General features: G+C 62.2%; 13 protein-coding genes. 8 read left to right on the forward strand and 5 right to left on the reverse strand.

The genetic code is table 11. The features are described from left to right. The first annotated feature begins 141 nt into the window (after positions 1-141). Positions 142-1,089: an NAD(+) diphosphatase gene (gene nudC, locus ACSSVQ_RS08205; RefSeq protein ID WP_454182179.1), complete on the forward strand. Its 948-nt coding sequence runs from the start codon at positions 142-144 to the stop codon at positions 1,087-1,089. Between the two features lie 31 nt (positions 1,090-1,120). Here nudC and ACSSVQ_RS08210 read toward each other — a convergent pair whose 3' ends face one another. Together ACSSVQ_RS08210 and ACSSVQ_RS08215 are read right to left on the reverse strand one after the other, a co-directional pair. After that, complete coding sequence (locus ACSSVQ_RS08210) at positions 1,121-1,996, reverse strand: prephenate dehydratase (RefSeq protein WP_454182181.1); 876 nt, start codon at positions 1,994-1,996, stop codon at positions 1,121-1,123. Between the two features lie 41 nt (positions 1,997-2,037). After that, complete coding sequence (locus tag ACSSVQ_RS08215; protein ID WP_454182183.1) at positions 2,038-2,835, reverse strand: 3-deoxy-manno-octulosonate cytidylyltransferase; 798 nt, start codon at positions 2,833-2,835, stop codon at positions 2,038-2,040. A 322-nt stretch (positions 2,836-3,157) separates the two neighbouring features. Between ACSSVQ_RS08215 and ACSSVQ_RS08220 the strand changes: the two genes are divergently transcribed. From ACSSVQ_RS08220 to ACSSVQ_RS08245, 6 genes are all read left to right on the forward strand, one after another. Continuing rightward, the gene (locus tag ACSSVQ_RS08220) at positions 3,158-3,799 is read left to right on the forward strand and encodes a c-type cytochrome (protein WP_454182185.1); all 642 of its coding nucleotides are present in this window, start codon (positions 3,158-3,160) and stop codon (positions 3,797-3,799) included. A gap of 150 nt (positions 3,800-3,949) precedes the next feature. Further along, positions 3,950-5,830, forward strand: coding sequence for an extracellular solute-binding protein (locus tag ACSSVQ_RS08225; protein ID WP_454184669.1), 1,881 nt, complete (start codon positions 3,950-3,952; stop codon positions 5,828-5,830). Further along, entirely contained in the window at positions 5,827-7,740 is a 1,914-nt protein-coding gene (locus ACSSVQ_RS08230; protein WP_454182187.1) for an extracellular solute-binding protein, read from the forward strand. The genes ACSSVQ_RS08225 and ACSSVQ_RS08230 overlap by 4 nt, the downstream gene beginning before the upstream one ends. A 9-nt stretch (positions 7,741-7,749) precedes the next feature. Then, on the forward strand, positions 7,750-8,856 hold the full coding sequence (locus ACSSVQ_RS08235) for a microcin C ABC transporter permease YejB (protein WP_454182189.1): 1,107 nt from the start codon (positions 7,750-7,752) through the stop codon (positions 8,854-8,856). Between the two features lie 3 nt (positions 8,857-8,859). Further along, on the forward strand, positions 8,860-9,927 hold the full coding sequence (locus tag ACSSVQ_RS08240; RefSeq protein WP_454182191.1) for an ABC transporter permease: 1,068 nt from the start codon (positions 8,860-8,862) through the stop codon (positions 9,925-9,927). Beyond that, positions 9,924-11,552 (forward strand): ABC transporter ATP-binding protein, encoded by a 1,629-nt coding sequence (locus tag ACSSVQ_RS08245; RefSeq protein ID WP_454182193.1) that lies wholly within the window; start codon positions 9,924-9,926, stop codon positions 11,550-11,552. Before ACSSVQ_RS08240 ends, ACSSVQ_RS08245 begins: the two co-directional genes overlap by 4 nt. A 3-nt stretch (positions 11,553-11,555) precedes the next feature. Here the strand turns inward: ACSSVQ_RS08245 and ACSSVQ_RS08250 are convergent, their stop codons facing one another. The 3 genes from ACSSVQ_RS08250 to ACSSVQ_RS08260 form a co-directional block, all read right to left on the reverse strand. Beyond that, complete coding sequence (locus tag ACSSVQ_RS08250) at positions 11,556-12,431, reverse strand: C40 family peptidase (RefSeq protein ID WP_454182195.1); 876 nt, start codon at positions 12,429-12,431, stop codon at positions 11,556-11,558. Continuing rightward, positions 12,428-12,790 (reverse strand): MarR family transcriptional regulator, encoded by a 363-nt coding sequence (locus ACSSVQ_RS08255; RefSeq protein ID WP_454182197.1) that lies wholly within the window; start codon positions 12,788-12,790, stop codon positions 12,428-12,430. Before ACSSVQ_RS08255 ends, ACSSVQ_RS08250 begins: the two co-directional genes overlap by 4 nt. 82 nt (positions 12,791-12,872) lie before the next feature. Beyond that, the gene (locus ACSSVQ_RS08260; RefSeq protein ID WP_454182199.1) at positions 12,873-14,246 is read right to left on the reverse strand and encodes a leucyl aminopeptidase family protein; all 1,374 of its coding nucleotides are present in this window, start codon (positions 14,244-14,246) and stop codon (positions 12,873-12,875) included. Between the two features lie 127 nt (positions 14,247-14,373). On the opposite strand from ACSSVQ_RS08260, the gene ACSSVQ_RS08265 reads away from it, so the two are divergent. Further along, positions 14,374-15,057, forward strand: a complete 684-nt coding sequence (locus ACSSVQ_RS08265; protein ID WP_454184670.1) for a glutathione S-transferase family protein — start codon at positions 14,374-14,376, stop codon at positions 15,055-15,057. The last annotated feature ends 15 nt before the right edge of the window (positions 15,058-15,072 follow it).

Genomic DNA, 15,072 nt, shown 5'->3' on the forward strand with positions numbered 1-15,072 from the left:
TGGAATGACCCCATGATGCAAGGGCAGCCATGCACCTGTGGCAAAGGCCCGGAATTCCGCCTTTTGTTGAGACTCAGGCGGGGCTGTGCCACCCTGCGGCACCTTCGAATTCGCCCTCAAAACCAGAAGAGATCAACGCGCATGGGCCTGCCTGAAAACCCCAATATTTTCGCCAATAATCCGCTCGACCGCGCAAGCTACCGCCGTACCGATCCGGAATGGATCGCCCAGCAGCTCGCCGAGCCGACAAGTCTTTTCGTTCCCATGTGGAAGCTGCAGCCGTTCATCCTGCCGGAAGAGCAGGAAGGCTCGGGCAAGGATGTGGGCTGGCTCAGAACCGCCGTCATCGAGGAATTTGGCGGCGAAGCAGCCACGACGGTTTTTCTCGGCATCAACAAGCGCGGCAAATCGCTTTTCGCGGTGGATATCAGCCATGTGAAGGATCCGGAAAACAGCGGCCCGCTTAAAGGGCTTGGTGCTTTCGAGGAGTTGCGCGGCCTTGCCATGGCGGGCGAGCTGCCGCCGACCGAACTCGCGATTCTCGCCCAAGCGAAAAGCATGATCGACTGGCATGCGCGGCACGGCTTCTGCTCGGTCTGCGGCTCGGAAAGCGCCATTTCCGAGGCGGGCTACAAGCGCGTCTGCCCGACCTGCCAGGCGGAGCATTTCCCGCGCACCGACCCGGTCGTCATCATGCTGCCGGTCTTCGGCGACAAATGCTTCGTGGGGCGCCAAAAAATCTGGCCCAAGGGCATGCATTCCGCGCTGGCGGGCTTTGTCGAGCCCGGCGAATCGATCGAGGAAGCGGTCGCGCGCGAGCTCGATGAGGAAGCAGGCATCAAGGTCGACACGGTTCACTACCATTCGACCCAGCCCTGGCCTTTCCCCTCTTCCCTGATGATCGGCTGCATCACCCATGCCTCATCGGAAGAGTATGAAGTGGACGGCATCGAGCTTGAATCGGGGCGATGGTTCACGCGGACGGAAGTGCAGGCCATCCTCGCCGGCAAGGGAGACGGGACCGCGTGGTTCCCCCCGCCCTATGCTATTGCGGGGCAGCTCCTCAGAACCTTTGCGAATGAAGGTTAGGGCCTGACGCGCAGCGCGGCGTTTGGCGGGGTTAGTTCCCCGCCAGCCGCTCCGCCACACCGGCGCGATAGGCATGAGCCTTGTAGACGCCGAGAATCGTCAGCTCCGAGGTGAAGAATTCGAGTTCCTCAAGCGCCAGGCGCACATGGCGCGAGGCGGGGTGGCCTTCGATGTCGGCATAGAACTGGCTGGCATTGAAGGTGCCCTCGAGTTGATAGCTCTCCAGTTTCGTCATGTTGACGCCATTGGTGGCGAAGCCGCCCAGCGCCTTGTAGAGCGCGGCGGGCACGTTGCGCACGCGGAAGATGAAGCTGGTGATTACCGGTTCGTCCTCCGGCTCGGCGTCATTGGGCTCCTTCGCCATGACGAGGAAACGGGTCGTGTTGTGCTCCGCATCCTCGATATCGGCTTTCAGGATTTCCAGACCGTAGATATCGGCGGCCAGCGAGGTTGCGATGGCGGCATGCGCCGGGTCGCCCTTTTCAGCCACTTCGCGCGCGGAGCCTGCCGTGTCCGCGCCGACAACCATGCGCAACCCGTGCTCGCGGATCACCTTGCGGCACTGGCCGAGCGCGGGCGCCTGGCTCTGCACCGTCTTCAGCCCCTCGATCTTCGAGCCCTTTACCGCCATCAGATGAAAGCGGATGCGCAGGAAGTGCTCGCCGACAATATAGAGACCGGATTCGGGCAGCAGATGGTGGATGTCGCCGATGCGGCCCGCCAGCGAGTTCTCAATGGGCAGCATGGCAAGACGCGCCCTGCCCTCCTGCACGGCGGCAATCGCCTCCTCGAAGGTGGCGCAGGGCATTTCCGTCATGTCAGGAAAGGCTTCCCGGCAGGCAATATGGGAGTTGGCTCCCGGCTCGCCCTGAAAGGCAATGGTGTTCGCCGCGAGGGTTTCGCTCATCTTTTCGCTTTCCGGAACATGATGGCCGCGTTTGGCTTCTGCTAGCTCGAGCCGAGCGCAATGCGGGCCTTTTCGAGGTCGGCGGGAGTATCGACACCGAGCGGAACGGTGTCAACGAGCGCCACTTCGATGGACATCCCCGCCTCAAGTGCCCGAAGCTGTTCAAGTTTTTCGCGCTGCTCGAGCTGCGAGGGCGGCATCCCCACGAAACGCGACAGCGCCTCGCGGCGATACCCGTAAAGACCGATGTGATGGTAAAGCGGCCCCTCGCCCCAGGGCGCGGTGGCGCGGGTGAAATAAAGAGCACGTGCGAAAGGGGTCTCCCCCTTCGCTGCGTCGGGGAAGGCGGCGACGGCCTTCACTACATTGGGGTTTTCGCGCTCATGCGGGTCGGTGATGACGGCGGCCAGCGTCGAAATATCCGCCCCGGGGCGGATCAACGCTTCATATGCGACGCGGATCAGCGCCGGGTCGAGCGTCGGCAGGTCGCCCTGCACATTGATGATGATGCTGTGGCGGCCTTGCGGGTCGAGTTCGTTGACCGCCTGCCAGATGCGGTCGGAGCCCGAGGGGAGGTCGGGGTCGGTGAGCACCGCCTCGCCGCCCGCGGCCGTCACGGCATCGGCAATTTCCTTTTCCGCCGCCGCGACAACCACCCGGCCCAGATCAGCCTCTTCAGCCCGGCGCATTACCTGGACGATCATGGGCGCCCCGGCGATATCCGCCAGCGGCTTTCCCGGCAGGCGGCTGGAGGCCATGCGGGCCGGAATCACGATCAGCGGATTTCCCGCATGTGCTCCTGCGGTCGATTTTCCGGCGGCGGATTGCGCTCCCGTCATGCTGTCTTTCTCCCAAACGGGCGGCATTTCAGACGGTGCGGCGGATCGCCGCAACCCTAAAGTCCAGCTGGACGCTGCGGTATTTGCGCAGAAGCGGCTGGCTTGAGCCCGTTTTGCTGGCTCGCCGGGCGCTGCATCGGCGATCCGGCGGCATTTGGCGGTTTCCGCCCTATATACGGCTTGCGACCGACGGGCGGAAGCGGCTAATCTCCGCGCCAATTCCGCGGGGGGCCTCGCCTGGGCGGAAGCGCGGCCAGCCCGCGATTCAGCCAAGCCTAATCAACCCGCTTCCCGCAACACGACCCTGGCGGAGCAGGAGCCGATGGACTCATTCGAATTCAACAAGTTTGCAGGTGCCGTACTTTTCTCGGTGCTTCTCATCCTCGCAGTCGGAACGCTGAGCGAAACGCTGTTCTCTACAGAACCGGCCAACCCGAAGTCCTACGCGGTCGCCGTACCCGAGGAAGGCGGAGCCGCTGCGCCCAAGAAGGAAGAGAAGGCAACGCCTCTTCCGGTGCTGTTGGCCAATGCCGACCCGAAAAAGGGCGAGAAAGCCGCCAAGGTCTGCGCCGCCTGCCACAACTTCCAGGAAGGCGCCGGCGCCAAGATCGGCCCGGACCTCTATCACGTGGTCGGCCGCAAGGTCGCATCCTTCCCGGGGTTCGGCTACTCGGATGCGCTGAAGAAACTCGGCGGCGATTGGACCTTCGAGGATCTGAATCACTTCCTGAAAAGCCCGAAGGACTACGCGCCGGGCACGGCGATGGGCTTTGCCGGCATCAAGAAGGACGAGAAGCGCGCCGACGTGATCGCCTATCTGAACACGCTGGGCTCCAACCTGCCGCTTCCGGAAGTGAAGCAGGAAGCCCCGGCCAAAGAGGGTGGCGATGCTGCCGCCCCGGCTGAAGAAGGCGGCGACGCCGCTGCCCCGGCGGATGCCGGTGGAGAGACGAAGGCGGAGTAACCGCCCTCTCTTACGAAAGCTTAATGCGGAGCGCGCCCGGAAATTTCCGGGCGCGTTTTGTTTTGGCGTTCATATGGCTAAAAATGGTCTTATTCCCAATACGGAATGGAAATGACCGGTACGGTATCGGGATGCCGCGCCGACCATGACATGACCGCAAGAAGGAGGAGGACCCAAGTGCGATATGCGACCGCCATGCTGGCCGCGCTGACGATCGGCGCCTTTCTGACCGCGCCGCTTCACCAGGCTCAGGCAGACGACACGCCCCGCCATGGATCCTCGCTTTTCGGCGAGCTGAAATACGGCCCCGACTTCACCCATTTCGACTATGTGAACCCCGACGCCCCGGCGGGCGGCGAGGTCGCCATGGGGACGACAGGCGGCTTCGACAGCCTCAACACCTTCATCGTCAAAGGCAATCCGGCCGCCGGCCTGTCGCTCATCTACGACACGCTGATGGCGCCCAGCTATGACGAGCCGAGCGCCGAATACGGGCTTGTCGCCAAAACGGTGTCGCATCCGGACGATTTTTCGTCGGTCACCTATACGCTGCGCAAGGAAGCCCGCTTCCATGACGGCACGCCCATCACCCCGGAAGACGTGATCTGGAGCTTCAACGAGCTGAAGAAGATCAATCCTTTCTACAATGCCTATTACCGCAATGTGGAGAAGGCGGAGAAGCTGCCGGGCGACAAGGTGAAATTCAGTTTCTCCGAAAAAGGCAATCGCGAGTTGCCGCAGATCGTCGGCCAGTTGCCGGTGCTGCCGCGGCACTACTGGACGGGCAAGAGCGCGGACGGCAAGGCGCGCGACATCACCAAGACGACACTGGAGCCGCCGCTGGGAAGCGGGCCCTACAGGGTCGCCAAGGTGGAGACGCCCCGGCGCATCACCTATGAGCGCGTGAAAAATTATTGGGCGAAAGACCTGCCGGTGAATGTGGGGCAGAACAATTTCGACCGCGTACGCTTCGAGTATTTCAAGGATCCCACCGTCGCGCTGGAAGCCTTCAAGACGGGCCGTGTGGATTTCCGTATCGAAACGAGCGCGAAGAACTGGGCGACCGCCTACGACTTCCCAGCCGTGAAGGACGGGCGCGTCAAACTCGAAAAGATCAACACGGACAACAATCAGGGCATGCAGGGGTTCGCTTTCAACCTGCGCCGCGACAAGTTCAGCGATCCGCGTGTGCGCGAGGCCTTCGACTATGCGTTCGATTTCGAATGGGCCAACAAGGCGCTCTTCTATGGCCAGTACACGCGCACGAACAGCTATTTCGCCAATTCGGAACTCGCCTCTTCGGGCATCCCGAAGGGTGAGGAACTGGCACTTCTCGAACCCTTCAGGGACAAACTGCCCAAAGCTCTTTTTACCGAACCCTACAAGACGCCGGAAACCGACGGCAGCGGGAACAACCGCACCAACCTTCGCAAGGCCAACGACCTGCTGAACGCGGCGGGCTGGATCATCAAGGACGGCAAGCGTGTCAACAAGGAGACCGGCGAACAGCTGAGCGTCGAATTTTTGCTCGCATCGCCCATGTTCGAGCGCATCGTCCTGCCCTACCGGCAATCGCTGGAAAGGCTCGGTATCGACGCGACCATTCGTACCGTCGATACCTCGCAATATGAAAACCGCGTGGACAATTTCGATTTCGACATCATCGTCCAGACTTTTCCACAATCCATGTCGCCGGGGAATGAGCAGCGCGATTTCTGGAGCTGCCAGGCGGCCAAGACGCCGGGCAGCCGCAATGTGATCGGCATCTGCGATCCCGTGGTCGACGCGCTGATCGACAAGATCATCTATGCGGAGAGCCGGGCGGATCTCATTGCGGCCACCCATGCGCTCGATCGCGTGTTGCTGTGGCGGCATTATGTCGTGCCGCAGTGGTATGCGGGCTATTTCCGTGTCGCCTATTGGTCGCGCATCGCCCATCCCGGAACCATGCCCGGCTATGCGATCGGCTTTCCAAACATCTGGTGGCACACCGGAGATGGAGACGGGAAAGCCGGGGACGCCGCCCAATGAACGGCAAGCTCTCGCTGGCGCGCCGCGATTTCCTGGTCCTTGCGGGCGCAGCCACGACCGCGGGTCTTGGAGGACTTGCCTTCCCCTCCTTGCCGGCCATGGCCGCGGGCAGCAGGCCGGTCAAGGTGGCGGGTGCGGGACCGCGGCACGGCATGTCGTTTTTCGGCGGGCTCAATTATGCGCCCGGTTTTGCTCATTTCGATTATGTGAACCCGGATGCGCCGAAGGGCGGCACGCTTTCTCAGGTCGGTCCCACGGCGGCCTATAATGCGGCTTTCACGACATTCGATACGCTCAATGGCTATATCCTCAAAGGCAATGCGGCCCAAAGGCTCGATCTCGTCTTCGACACGCTGATGGTGCGCGCCTATGACGAGCCAAGCGCCGTCTACGGGCTCGTCGCGGAAAGCGCGGAGCTTTCTCCCGACGGCAATGTGCTGACATTCCGCCTGCGGAAAGAAGCGCATTTCCACGACGGCACGCCGCTGACCGCAGAGGACGCCGCCTTCTCGCTCATGCTGCTCAAGCAGCAGGGGCATCCGCTCATTTCGCAGAACCTGCGCGAGATGAAAGACGCGGCAGCGGACGGGCCGCATGTGCTGAGGGTTCGCTTCACCGGCAAACAGACGCGCGACCTGCCGCTTTTCATCGCGGGCGAGTTGCCGATCTTCTCGAAGGCCTATTACACCGCCAACACATTCGACGAGACCACGCTCGAGCCGCCACTGGGCAGCGGCCCCTATCGCATCGGCGATTTCAAGCCCGGTCGGTTCCTTACCTATGAGCGGGTGGCCGACTATTGGGCCCGCGACCTCAATGTGAATGTCGGACAATGGAATTTCGACAGGCTGCGTTTCGAGTATTTCCGGGACAGGACGGCGGAGTTCGAGGCGTTCAAGACCGGCGCCTATACGCTGCGCGAGGAATTTACCTCCCGCGTCTGGGCGACGGAGTATAATTTCCCCGCCGTGCAGGACGGCCGCGTCAAACGGCTCGACCTGCCGGACGGTACACCGTCGGGCGCGCAAGGCTGGTTCATCAATACACGGCGGCCGAAGTTTGCCGATCCGCGCGTGCGGCAGGCACTCGGGCTCGCCTTCGATTTCAAATGGGCCAACAAGAACCTCTTCTACGGCCTCTACCGACGCACGGAGAGCTATTTCGAAAACTCGCCCATGAAGGCACAAGGATTGCCTTCCGATGCCGAGCGCGCGCTGCTGACGCCATGGAGAGACAAGCTGCCACCGACCGTGTTCGGCGAGCCGGTCTCACCGCCCTCCTCCGACGGATCCGGTCAGGACCGCGCGATGCTACGCAAGGCCGCACAGCTTTTCGTCGAGGCGGGATGGACCATCGAGAACGGCAAGCGCGTCAATGCCGATGGCGAGGCGCTGACGGTCGAATTCCTGCAGGACGACCCGATGTGGGAACGTATCTGCGCGGGCGTCATCAAGAATTTGCGCATTCTGGGCGTCGATGCGCGTTTCCGGCTGGTCGATTCCGCGCAATATCAGGACCGCATGAAGAATTACGATTTCGACCTCATCGTGCAGCGCTACTCGATGAGCCTGACGCCGGGCATCGAAATCAGAAGCTATTGGTCCTCCGCCTTCGCCGACATTCCTGGCGGACGCAACCTGCCGGGGATCGCCGATCCGGCGATCGATGCGCTGATCGAGAAGATCATCGCCGCGGCCACGCCGGAAGAACAGGTGAGCGCGGCACGCGCCCTCGACCGCGTGCTCCGGGCCGGGCATTATTGGATTCCGCAATGGTACAAGGCATCCCACAACCTCGCCTTCTGGGATTTGTATGATCGCCCCGCGAAGAAGCCGGCTTATAAACGGGGCGTGCTGCACAGCTGGTGGACAGACCGGAACAAGGCCGACGCTCCCGGCACGAACGAGTAGAGAGACCGCATGGCCGCTTATATTCTCCGCCGGTTGCTGCTGATGATCCCGACCATTCTCGGGATCATGTTCATCAGTTTCGTCGTCGTTCAGTTCGCACCGGGCGGGCCGATCGAACGCATCATCGCGGAAATTCAGGGCACGGCAGTATCTGCCACGGCGCGCATCGGTGGCGGTGGCGGCGATTTCGCACAGTCGGCCAATCTGTCGGGCGGCGATGCCTCGATGGGCGGCAAATATCGCGGCGCGCAGGGGCTCGATCCGGAATTCATCAAACAGCTTGAAAAGCAGTTCGGCTTCGACAAGCCCTGGTATGAACGCTTCGGCAAGATGATCTGGGACTATTCGCGCTTTCAGTTCGGCACGAGCTATTTCCGCGATGTCAGCGTGCTGGAACTCGTCAAGGAGAAGCTGCCGGTTTCGATTTCGCTTGGGCTCTGGACGACGCTCATCACCTATCTCGTCTCCATTCCGCTGGGTATCCGCAAGGCGGTACAGGACGGCAGCCGTTTCGATGTATGGACCAGCGCCGTCATCATCATCGGCTATGCGATCCCCGGCTTTCTCTTCGCCGTGTTCCTGATCGTGCTGTTCGCAGGAGGGAGTTTCTTCAATATCTTCCCCTTACGCGGTCTCGTGTCCGACAATTGGAGCGATCTCGGCCTCTTCGCGAAAATCTTCGATTATCTCTGGCACATCATCCTGCCGGTGACCGCACTCACCATCGGGGCCTTCGCGACGACGACGCTTCTCACCAAGAATTCCTTCCTGGACGAGATCAAGAAGCAATATGTCATGACGGCGCGCGCCAAGGGCCTCTCCGAGCGGCAGGTGATCTACGGCCACGTCTTCCGCAATGCCATGCTGATCGTGATCGCGGGATTTCCGGGCGCGTTCATCGGCGCCTTCTTCACCGGCTCGCTTCTTATCGAGACGATCTTCTCGCTGGACGGGCTGGGGCTTCTTTCCTTTGAGTCCATCGTCAATCGCGACTACCCGGTGGTGTTTGCGACGGTCTACATATTCGGACTTATCAGCCTCGTCATCACGCTGATTTCGGACCTCACCTATACATGGGTCGATCCGCGTATCGACTTCGAAACGAGGGAGGTCTGATCCATGGCTCTCTCGCTCCCCGGCGTCACCCTGCCTGAAATCCGGATAAGCCCCGTCAACAAGCGGCGCTGGCGCAACTTCAAGGCGAACAAGCGCGGCTATTGGAGCTTGTGGATATTCCTCATCCTCTTCGTCGTGACGCTGTTCGCCGAATTCATCGCCAACGACAAGCCGCTCTTCGTGCTCTATCAGGGCGAGCCTTATTTCCCTGTCTTCGTTTCCTATCCTGAAACCGATTTCGGCGGTTTCTTCCAGACAGAGGCGGATTATCGCGACCCCGTGGTAAAGGACCTCATCGAGAAGGAGGGACACGGGCTCATTATCTGGCCGCTTATCGAATATGACTATCGCACGATCAACCTCAACCTGCCCGTGCCCGCACCCGCGCCCCCCTCGGGAGAGAACTGGCTTGGTACGGACGATCAGGGGCGCGACGTGCTGGCGCGGCTCATTTACGGCTTCCGCATTTCCGTGCTGTTCGGGCTGACGCTTACCATCCTGTCGTCGATCATTGGCGTGGCGGCAGGCGCCGTGCAGGGCTATTTCGGCGGCTGGACGGATCTGCTGTTCCAGCGCTTCATCGAAATCTGGACCAGTGTGCCGCAGCTCTATCTGCTCATCATCATCGCAGCGATCATCGAGCCGAATTTCTGGATCCTGCTCGGCATATTGCTGCTCTTTTCATGGGTGGCGCTTGTCGGGGTGGTACGAGCGGAATTCCTGCGCGGGCGGAATTTCGAATATGTGAATGCGGCGCGGGCGCTGGGGCTCACCAATGCGAAAATCATGTTCAAGCATTTGCTGCCCAATGCGATGGTGGCGACGCTGACCTTCATGCCCTTCATTCTGAATTCGTCCATCACCACACTCACCTCTCTGGACTTTCTCGGCTTCGGCCTGCCGCCGGGCTCGCCATCGCTGGGCGAGTTGCTGGCGCAGGGCAAGGCGAATATCCAGGCGCCCTGGCTGGGTCTGACCGGCTTCTTCTCCATCGCCGTCATGCTGAGCCTTCTGATCTTTATCGGCGAGGCGGTGCGCGATGCCTTCGACCCGCGCAAGGTGATGCAATGAGCGCCCCGCTTGTCGATGTAAAAGACCTCTCCGTCGCCTTCCGCTCCGAAGGCGAAGAGATACTGGCCGTGGACCGCATCTCCTTCGATGTCCGGTCCGGCGAAACGGTGGCGCTGGTGGGCGAATCCGGTTCGGGCAAATCCGTGTCTGCGCTTTCCATCCTGCAATTGCTGCCCTATCCGCAGGCAAGCCATCCCAGCGGCGAGATCATGTTCGAAGGACGCAATCTCGTCGGCGCCAGCGAAAAGACGATGCGCGAGATACGCGGCAACAAGATCGGCGTCGTCTTTCAGGAACCCATGACATCGCTCAACCCGCTGCATACGATCGAGCGGCAAGTGGGCGAAGTGCTGCAACTCCACAAGGGCCTGCGCGGCGAAAAGCTGCGCGCCCGCGTACTGGAATTGCTCGACAAGGTCGGCATTCCCGATGCAACGGAACGCCTTGGCGCCTATCCGCATCAGCTTTCAGGCGGGCAGCGCCAGCGCGTGATGATCGCCATGGCGCTTGCCAATGAGCCCGATCTGCTCATCGCCGACGAGCCGACCACCGCGCTCGACGTGACGGTGCAGGCGCAAATCCTCGCCCTTTTGAAGAAGCTCAAGGACGAGATGGGCATGGCGCTCTTGCTCATCACGCATGATCTCGGCGTGGTGCGGAAAATGTCGGACCGCGTCTTCGTCATGACCAAGGGCGAGATCGTGGAGCGCGGCGACACCGAAACCGTTTTCGACAATCCGCAGCATGCCTACACGAAACGCCTGCTCGCCTCCGAACCGAAAGGCCGCGCACTTGGAGGCGCCGAGGATGCGCCGGTCATCATGGAGACCGACGACCTCAAGGTCTGGTTCCCGATCAAGCGCGGCTTCCTGCGCAAGACGGTCGGCCATGTGAAGGCGGTGGACGGTATATCGCTGACGGTCAGGCGGGGCCGCACGCTGGGGGTGGTGGGCGAATCCGGCTCCGGCAAGACCACACTCGGCCTCGCGCTGTTACGGCTCCTGTCGAGCGAAGGTCCCGTGCGTTTCGAAGGGCGCGATATTCATGGCCTCAAGCAGAACGAGCTGCGCCCTCTGCGCCGCCGAATGCAGATCGTTTTTCAGGATCCCTATGGCTCCCTGTCGCCGCGCATGTCGATCAGTCAGATCGTGGAGGAAGGCCTCATCGTGCAGGGGCTGGGCCTCACGCCGGACGAACGCCGCGAACGGGTAAGCAGTGCACTGCGGGAAGTCGGCATCGACCCGGCGGTGCAGGACCGCTACCCGCATGAGTTTTCCGGCGGGCAGCGCCAGCGCATCGCGATCGCGCGCGCCATGGCGCTGGAACCGCATTTCGTGATGCTGGACGAACCGACCTCCGCGCTCGACATGTCGGTGCAGGCGCAGATCGTCGACCTGTTGCGCGACCTGCAGAAGCGGATGAATCTCGGCTATCTCTTCATCAGCCACGACCTGAAGGTGGTCCGTGCGCTTTCCGACGACATCATCGTCATGCGCAACGGCAAGGTAGTGGAAGCGGGAACGGCGGACGAGATATTCGACCACCCGAAAACGGATTACACAAAGGCGCTGATGGCGGCGGCTTTCGACCTTGTCGCCACGCCGGAAGGGGACGCGGAGGGCTGACCGTCAGCTCCGCAAGGACGTCAGCCTCTTGATGCTGGTAACATGGCCATGCTCGCCGCGCGCGATGCGCGACATGGCGATGTCGAGACGCTCTTCAGCTACGCGCATGTGATGGGCATTGGCGTGGATCAACCATTGGTCGTCGCGCATGATGCCGACATGACCCTTCCAGAAAACGAGATCGCCCCGTTTCAGCGTGGTGAAGTCGATGGGCGCGGGCAGCGCTTCGCCCAGCGTCGCCTCCTGCATGTCGGTATCGCGCAAGGATGAGATGCCCGCGCGTTCCAGCGACATCTGCACCAGCCCCGAACAATCCAGCCCCAAGCTGTCGCGGCCGCCCCAAAGATAGGGAACGCCCAGAAATTCCTGCGCGACGGAAACGAAGTCGCGCGCATGTGCACCGACAGGCGAAAGATGCTGGGTGAAGATCCAACCGCCTCGGTCGATCCGGCTGTAGTCGCCCTTCGCCGCGATCACGGTCACAAGCCCGTTCATGGAAACGGGCGTTGCAGGCCGCGTCTTCAGATCCGGCTCGGGATAGATGAAGGTGCGAAGCGCGGCCACGCTATGCGTAGGCTTTGACGGTTTGGGGGCGAGCCCCTCGCGCGCGACATAGCCGACATAATCGTCCTGCGCCGACTGGCCCCAGGCCCAGCCCGACTTGTCTTCATAGACACGGAAGACTTCGCCGAAGAGAAGTTGCGTATCCATGGGCGCGTCCGGCCGGGGCTCGCGCAGCAAGGAAAGCTGCCCGGCCACGACCTGCATGTCCCGGCCTTCCTCGAAGCGATCCGCATTCACTTCGCCGCGAAGATGGGCCGCAGCCAGATCCTCCCGGTATGGATTGAGCCGCCGGTCCAGCGCACGCGACCGGCTCATTCTTCCGTTTGACCCTTCGCATTCATCGCCGCCGCGATGATGGCCTCGCCGAACTCATCCATGAAAACAGACCCCTTCGCCGTACGCTGTACAAAGACATTCCGCCGGTCCGCCTCATCACGTACGCGCTTGAGCATTCCTTCGCTCCCCAGCGTGTCTAGGGCGCGCGTGATGGCGGGCTTGGACACGCCCAGCGCCACGGCAAGACCCCGTACCGTATGCGGCGGCGGATCGAGATAGACGATGAGCATGGTGGCAAGCTGACGCGATGTGAGATCCGGTCTTTCGCTCCGGATACCATCCACCAATACACGCCGCCACAGTCCCAGCGCCTCCGGCGCCTCCATCCTGCCCAACATCGTCTTCCCCCCATCCGGGCTTTAGGGCCCGGCATCGGGGATAGTCTATCGGCGCGTCACGCTGCCGCAAGGCAAACATGGCTCAGCCATATTGCCGTCGGATGAGCTGAAAGAGTGCCCGGATGGCCTGCGCTTCACCGCCCACGGGCCTGCCAGGCTTGGGTTTCGGTATCCAGCCATAGATGTCGAAATGCGCGTGGACCCGGGCTTTTTCGACGAAACGCGCCAGGAACAGGGCCGCCGTCACCGAGCCTGCGAAAGGCCCGTCGGAGATGTGACTGACATCGGCGATCTTGCTGTCGAGCCAATTGTCGTAAGGCTTCCAGAGCGGCATCCGCCAGATCGGATCGGCAACCGCCTGTGCGACAGCAGCCAGATCGCGGGCAAAATCATCATCATGCGTGTAGAAGGGCGGCAGCTCCGGCCCCAGCGCCACGCGGGCCGCGCCGGTGAGCGTCGCCATGTCGATCAGCAGGTCGGGGCTTTCGCTGTCGGCCTCTGTCAGCGCATCGGCGAGAATGAGCCGGCCTTCCGCATCCGTATTGCCGATCTCGACCGTCAGCCCCTTGCGGCTTTGCAGCACGTCACCGGGCCGGAAGGCGTTACCGGAAACGCTGTTCTCCACCGCCGGGATCAGGAGACGCAGGCGGATATCGATCTTGGCTTCCATGAGGAGCTGAGCCAGCGCGAGCGTCGCCGCCGCACCGCCCATATCCTTCTTCATCAGGCCCATGGCGGAGGAAGGCTTGAGATCGAGCCCGCCGGTATCGAAGCACACGCCCTTGCCGACCAGCGTCACGCGGGGTGCGTCTTCTCTCCCCCAGCGCATGTCGATCAGGCGCGGCGCCACGGCGGCGGCTCGGCCGACCGCATGGATCATCGGATAGTTCTGCGCGAGCAGCTCGTCGCCGACGATGGTACTTATCGCCGCCCCATGCGTATCCGCCACGCTTTGCGCGGCGTCGGCAAGATCGGCAGGGCTCATATCGCTGGCTGGCGTATTGATGAGATCGCGCGCCAGGAACATGGCGCGGGCGAACCTCCCCACTTCCTCGCCGTCCACGCCCTGAGGCAGCACGAGGCGCGGCCAGTCGCGCGGCTTCCCGCTATAGCGGGTGAAACGATAGGTCCCGAGCGCATACCCCAATGCGGCAAGTATCGGATCGCCGTCGAAACCGCCCGCAAGCCTGTACTCGCCCGGCGGAAGGGCAGATGCCAAGGCGCCGGTGATCAAGGGGTCCGATCCGTCGCCCGTGCCCAGCAACACACCCGACACGGCGCCGGAGGCATCGGGCAGGAGAAGCACCTTGCCCGCCTCGCCCTTGAAGCCGCTCGTCTCCACCCATGCAGCGCCTGCTCCCGCATGGGTGCTGCGCCAGCCTTCCAGATCCTCCGCGCGCACAAGCCATATCGGTGTCGCCGCCTTGTCTTTGTCAGCCAAAAAGAAATCGAGCACGAGGGGCCTCTTGGATAGGAGGAGAAACGGAGCAAGACAGACCACAGCTATTGCATGCGTTTTGCCGTCCAAAAGACTATATAGGCCCTTTCCCGCCCGCAAACAGGACCATAGACCGGTGAAAGAGATGACGGCCTTCGATTTCGAACTGGTGATCGGCGACAAGAACTGGTCGAGCTGGAGCCTGCGCCCCTGGCTTGCCATGCGGCAGGCGGGCCTGCCCTTTTACGAGCGCTCCATCCGGCTCCGTCAGCCCGATACCAAGGCACAAATTCTGCCCCATTCCCCTGCGGGAACGGTACCCGCGCTGAAATGGAACGGGCTCGTCATTCCGGAATCTCTCGCCATTCTCGAAACCATTGCTGACCTTTTCCCGATGAAGAAGCTGTGGCCGGAGGATGCGGGAGCCCGGGCCATGGCGCGCGCGGCAGCGGCGGAGATGCATGCCGGCTTCACCGGGCTCCGCCGCGAGATGCCGATGGATATTCTCAACCGCTATCCGGGCCGGGGCCATACGGAAGACGCGCTCGGCGATGCTCGCCGCATCGTCGCGATCTGGCGCGAGGCGCGCCTGCGGTTCGGCCAGCTCTCCGACGGCGACGAGGGTTTTCTGTTCGGCCGCTTCGGGGTGGCCGATGCCATGTATGCACCCGTGGTGACTCGCTTCGTTACCTATGGCGTCGACCCGGCCGATCTTGGCGACGAAGACGGTGCGGCGCGCGCTTACATGGATGCCGTGTTGCGCCTGCCCGCCATGCAGGAATGGACGGCCGAAGCGCAAGACGAGATGAAAGAGCGCGGCCTCCTCTGAGGCGGGCATTATCCG

The organism is Parvibaculum sp. MBR-TMA-1.3b-4.2 (genome assembly GCF_053628815.1).

Excerpts from the sequence above, each read along its gene's own strand:
- nudC (WP_454182179.1), top strand. The coding sequence starts at position 142 with ATGGGCCTGCCTGAAAACCCCAATATTTTCGCCAATAATCCGCTCGAC.
- ACSSVQ_RS08230 (WP_454182187.1), top strand. The coding sequence starts at position 5,827 with ATGAACGGCAAGCTCTCGCTGGCGCGCCGCGATTTCCTGGTCCTTGCG.
- ACSSVQ_RS08245 (WP_454182193.1), top strand. The coding sequence starts at position 9,924 with ATGAGCGCCCCGCTTGTCGATGTAAAAGACCTCTCCGTCGCCTTCCGC.
- ACSSVQ_RS08215 (WP_454182183.1), bottom strand. The coding sequence starts at position 2,835 with ATGACGGGAGCGCAATCCGCCGCCGGAAAATCGACCGCAGGAGCACAT.
- ACSSVQ_RS08240 (WP_454182191.1), top strand. The coding sequence starts at position 8,860 with ATGGCTCTCTCGCTCCCCGGCGTCACCCTGCCTGAAATCCGGATAAGC.
- ACSSVQ_RS08265 (WP_454184670.1), top strand. The coding sequence starts at position 14,374 with ATGACGGCCTTCGATTTCGAACTGGTGATCGGCGACAAGAACTGGTCG.
- ACSSVQ_RS08225 (WP_454184669.1), top strand. The coding sequence starts at position 3,950 with ATGACCGCAAGAAGGAGGAGGACCCAAGTGCGATATGCGACCGCCATG.
- ACSSVQ_RS08210 (WP_454182181.1), bottom strand. The coding sequence starts at position 1,996 with ATGAGCGAAACCCTCGCGGCGAACACCATTGCCTTTCAGGGCGAGCCG.
- ACSSVQ_RS08220 (WP_454182185.1), top strand. The coding sequence starts at position 3,158 with ATGGACTCATTCGAATTCAACAAGTTTGCAGGTGCCGTACTTTTCTCG.
- ACSSVQ_RS08250 (WP_454182195.1), bottom strand. The coding sequence starts at position 12,431 with ATGAGCCGGTCGCGTGCGCTGGACCGGCGGCTCAATCCATACCGGGAG.
- ACSSVQ_RS08235 (WP_454182189.1), top strand. The coding sequence starts at position 7,750 with ATGGCCGCTTATATTCTCCGCCGGTTGCTGCTGATGATCCCGACCATT.
- ACSSVQ_RS08255 (WP_454182197.1), bottom strand. The coding sequence starts at position 12,790 with ATGTTGGGCAGGATGGAGGCGCCGGAGGCGCTGGGACTGTGGCGGCGT.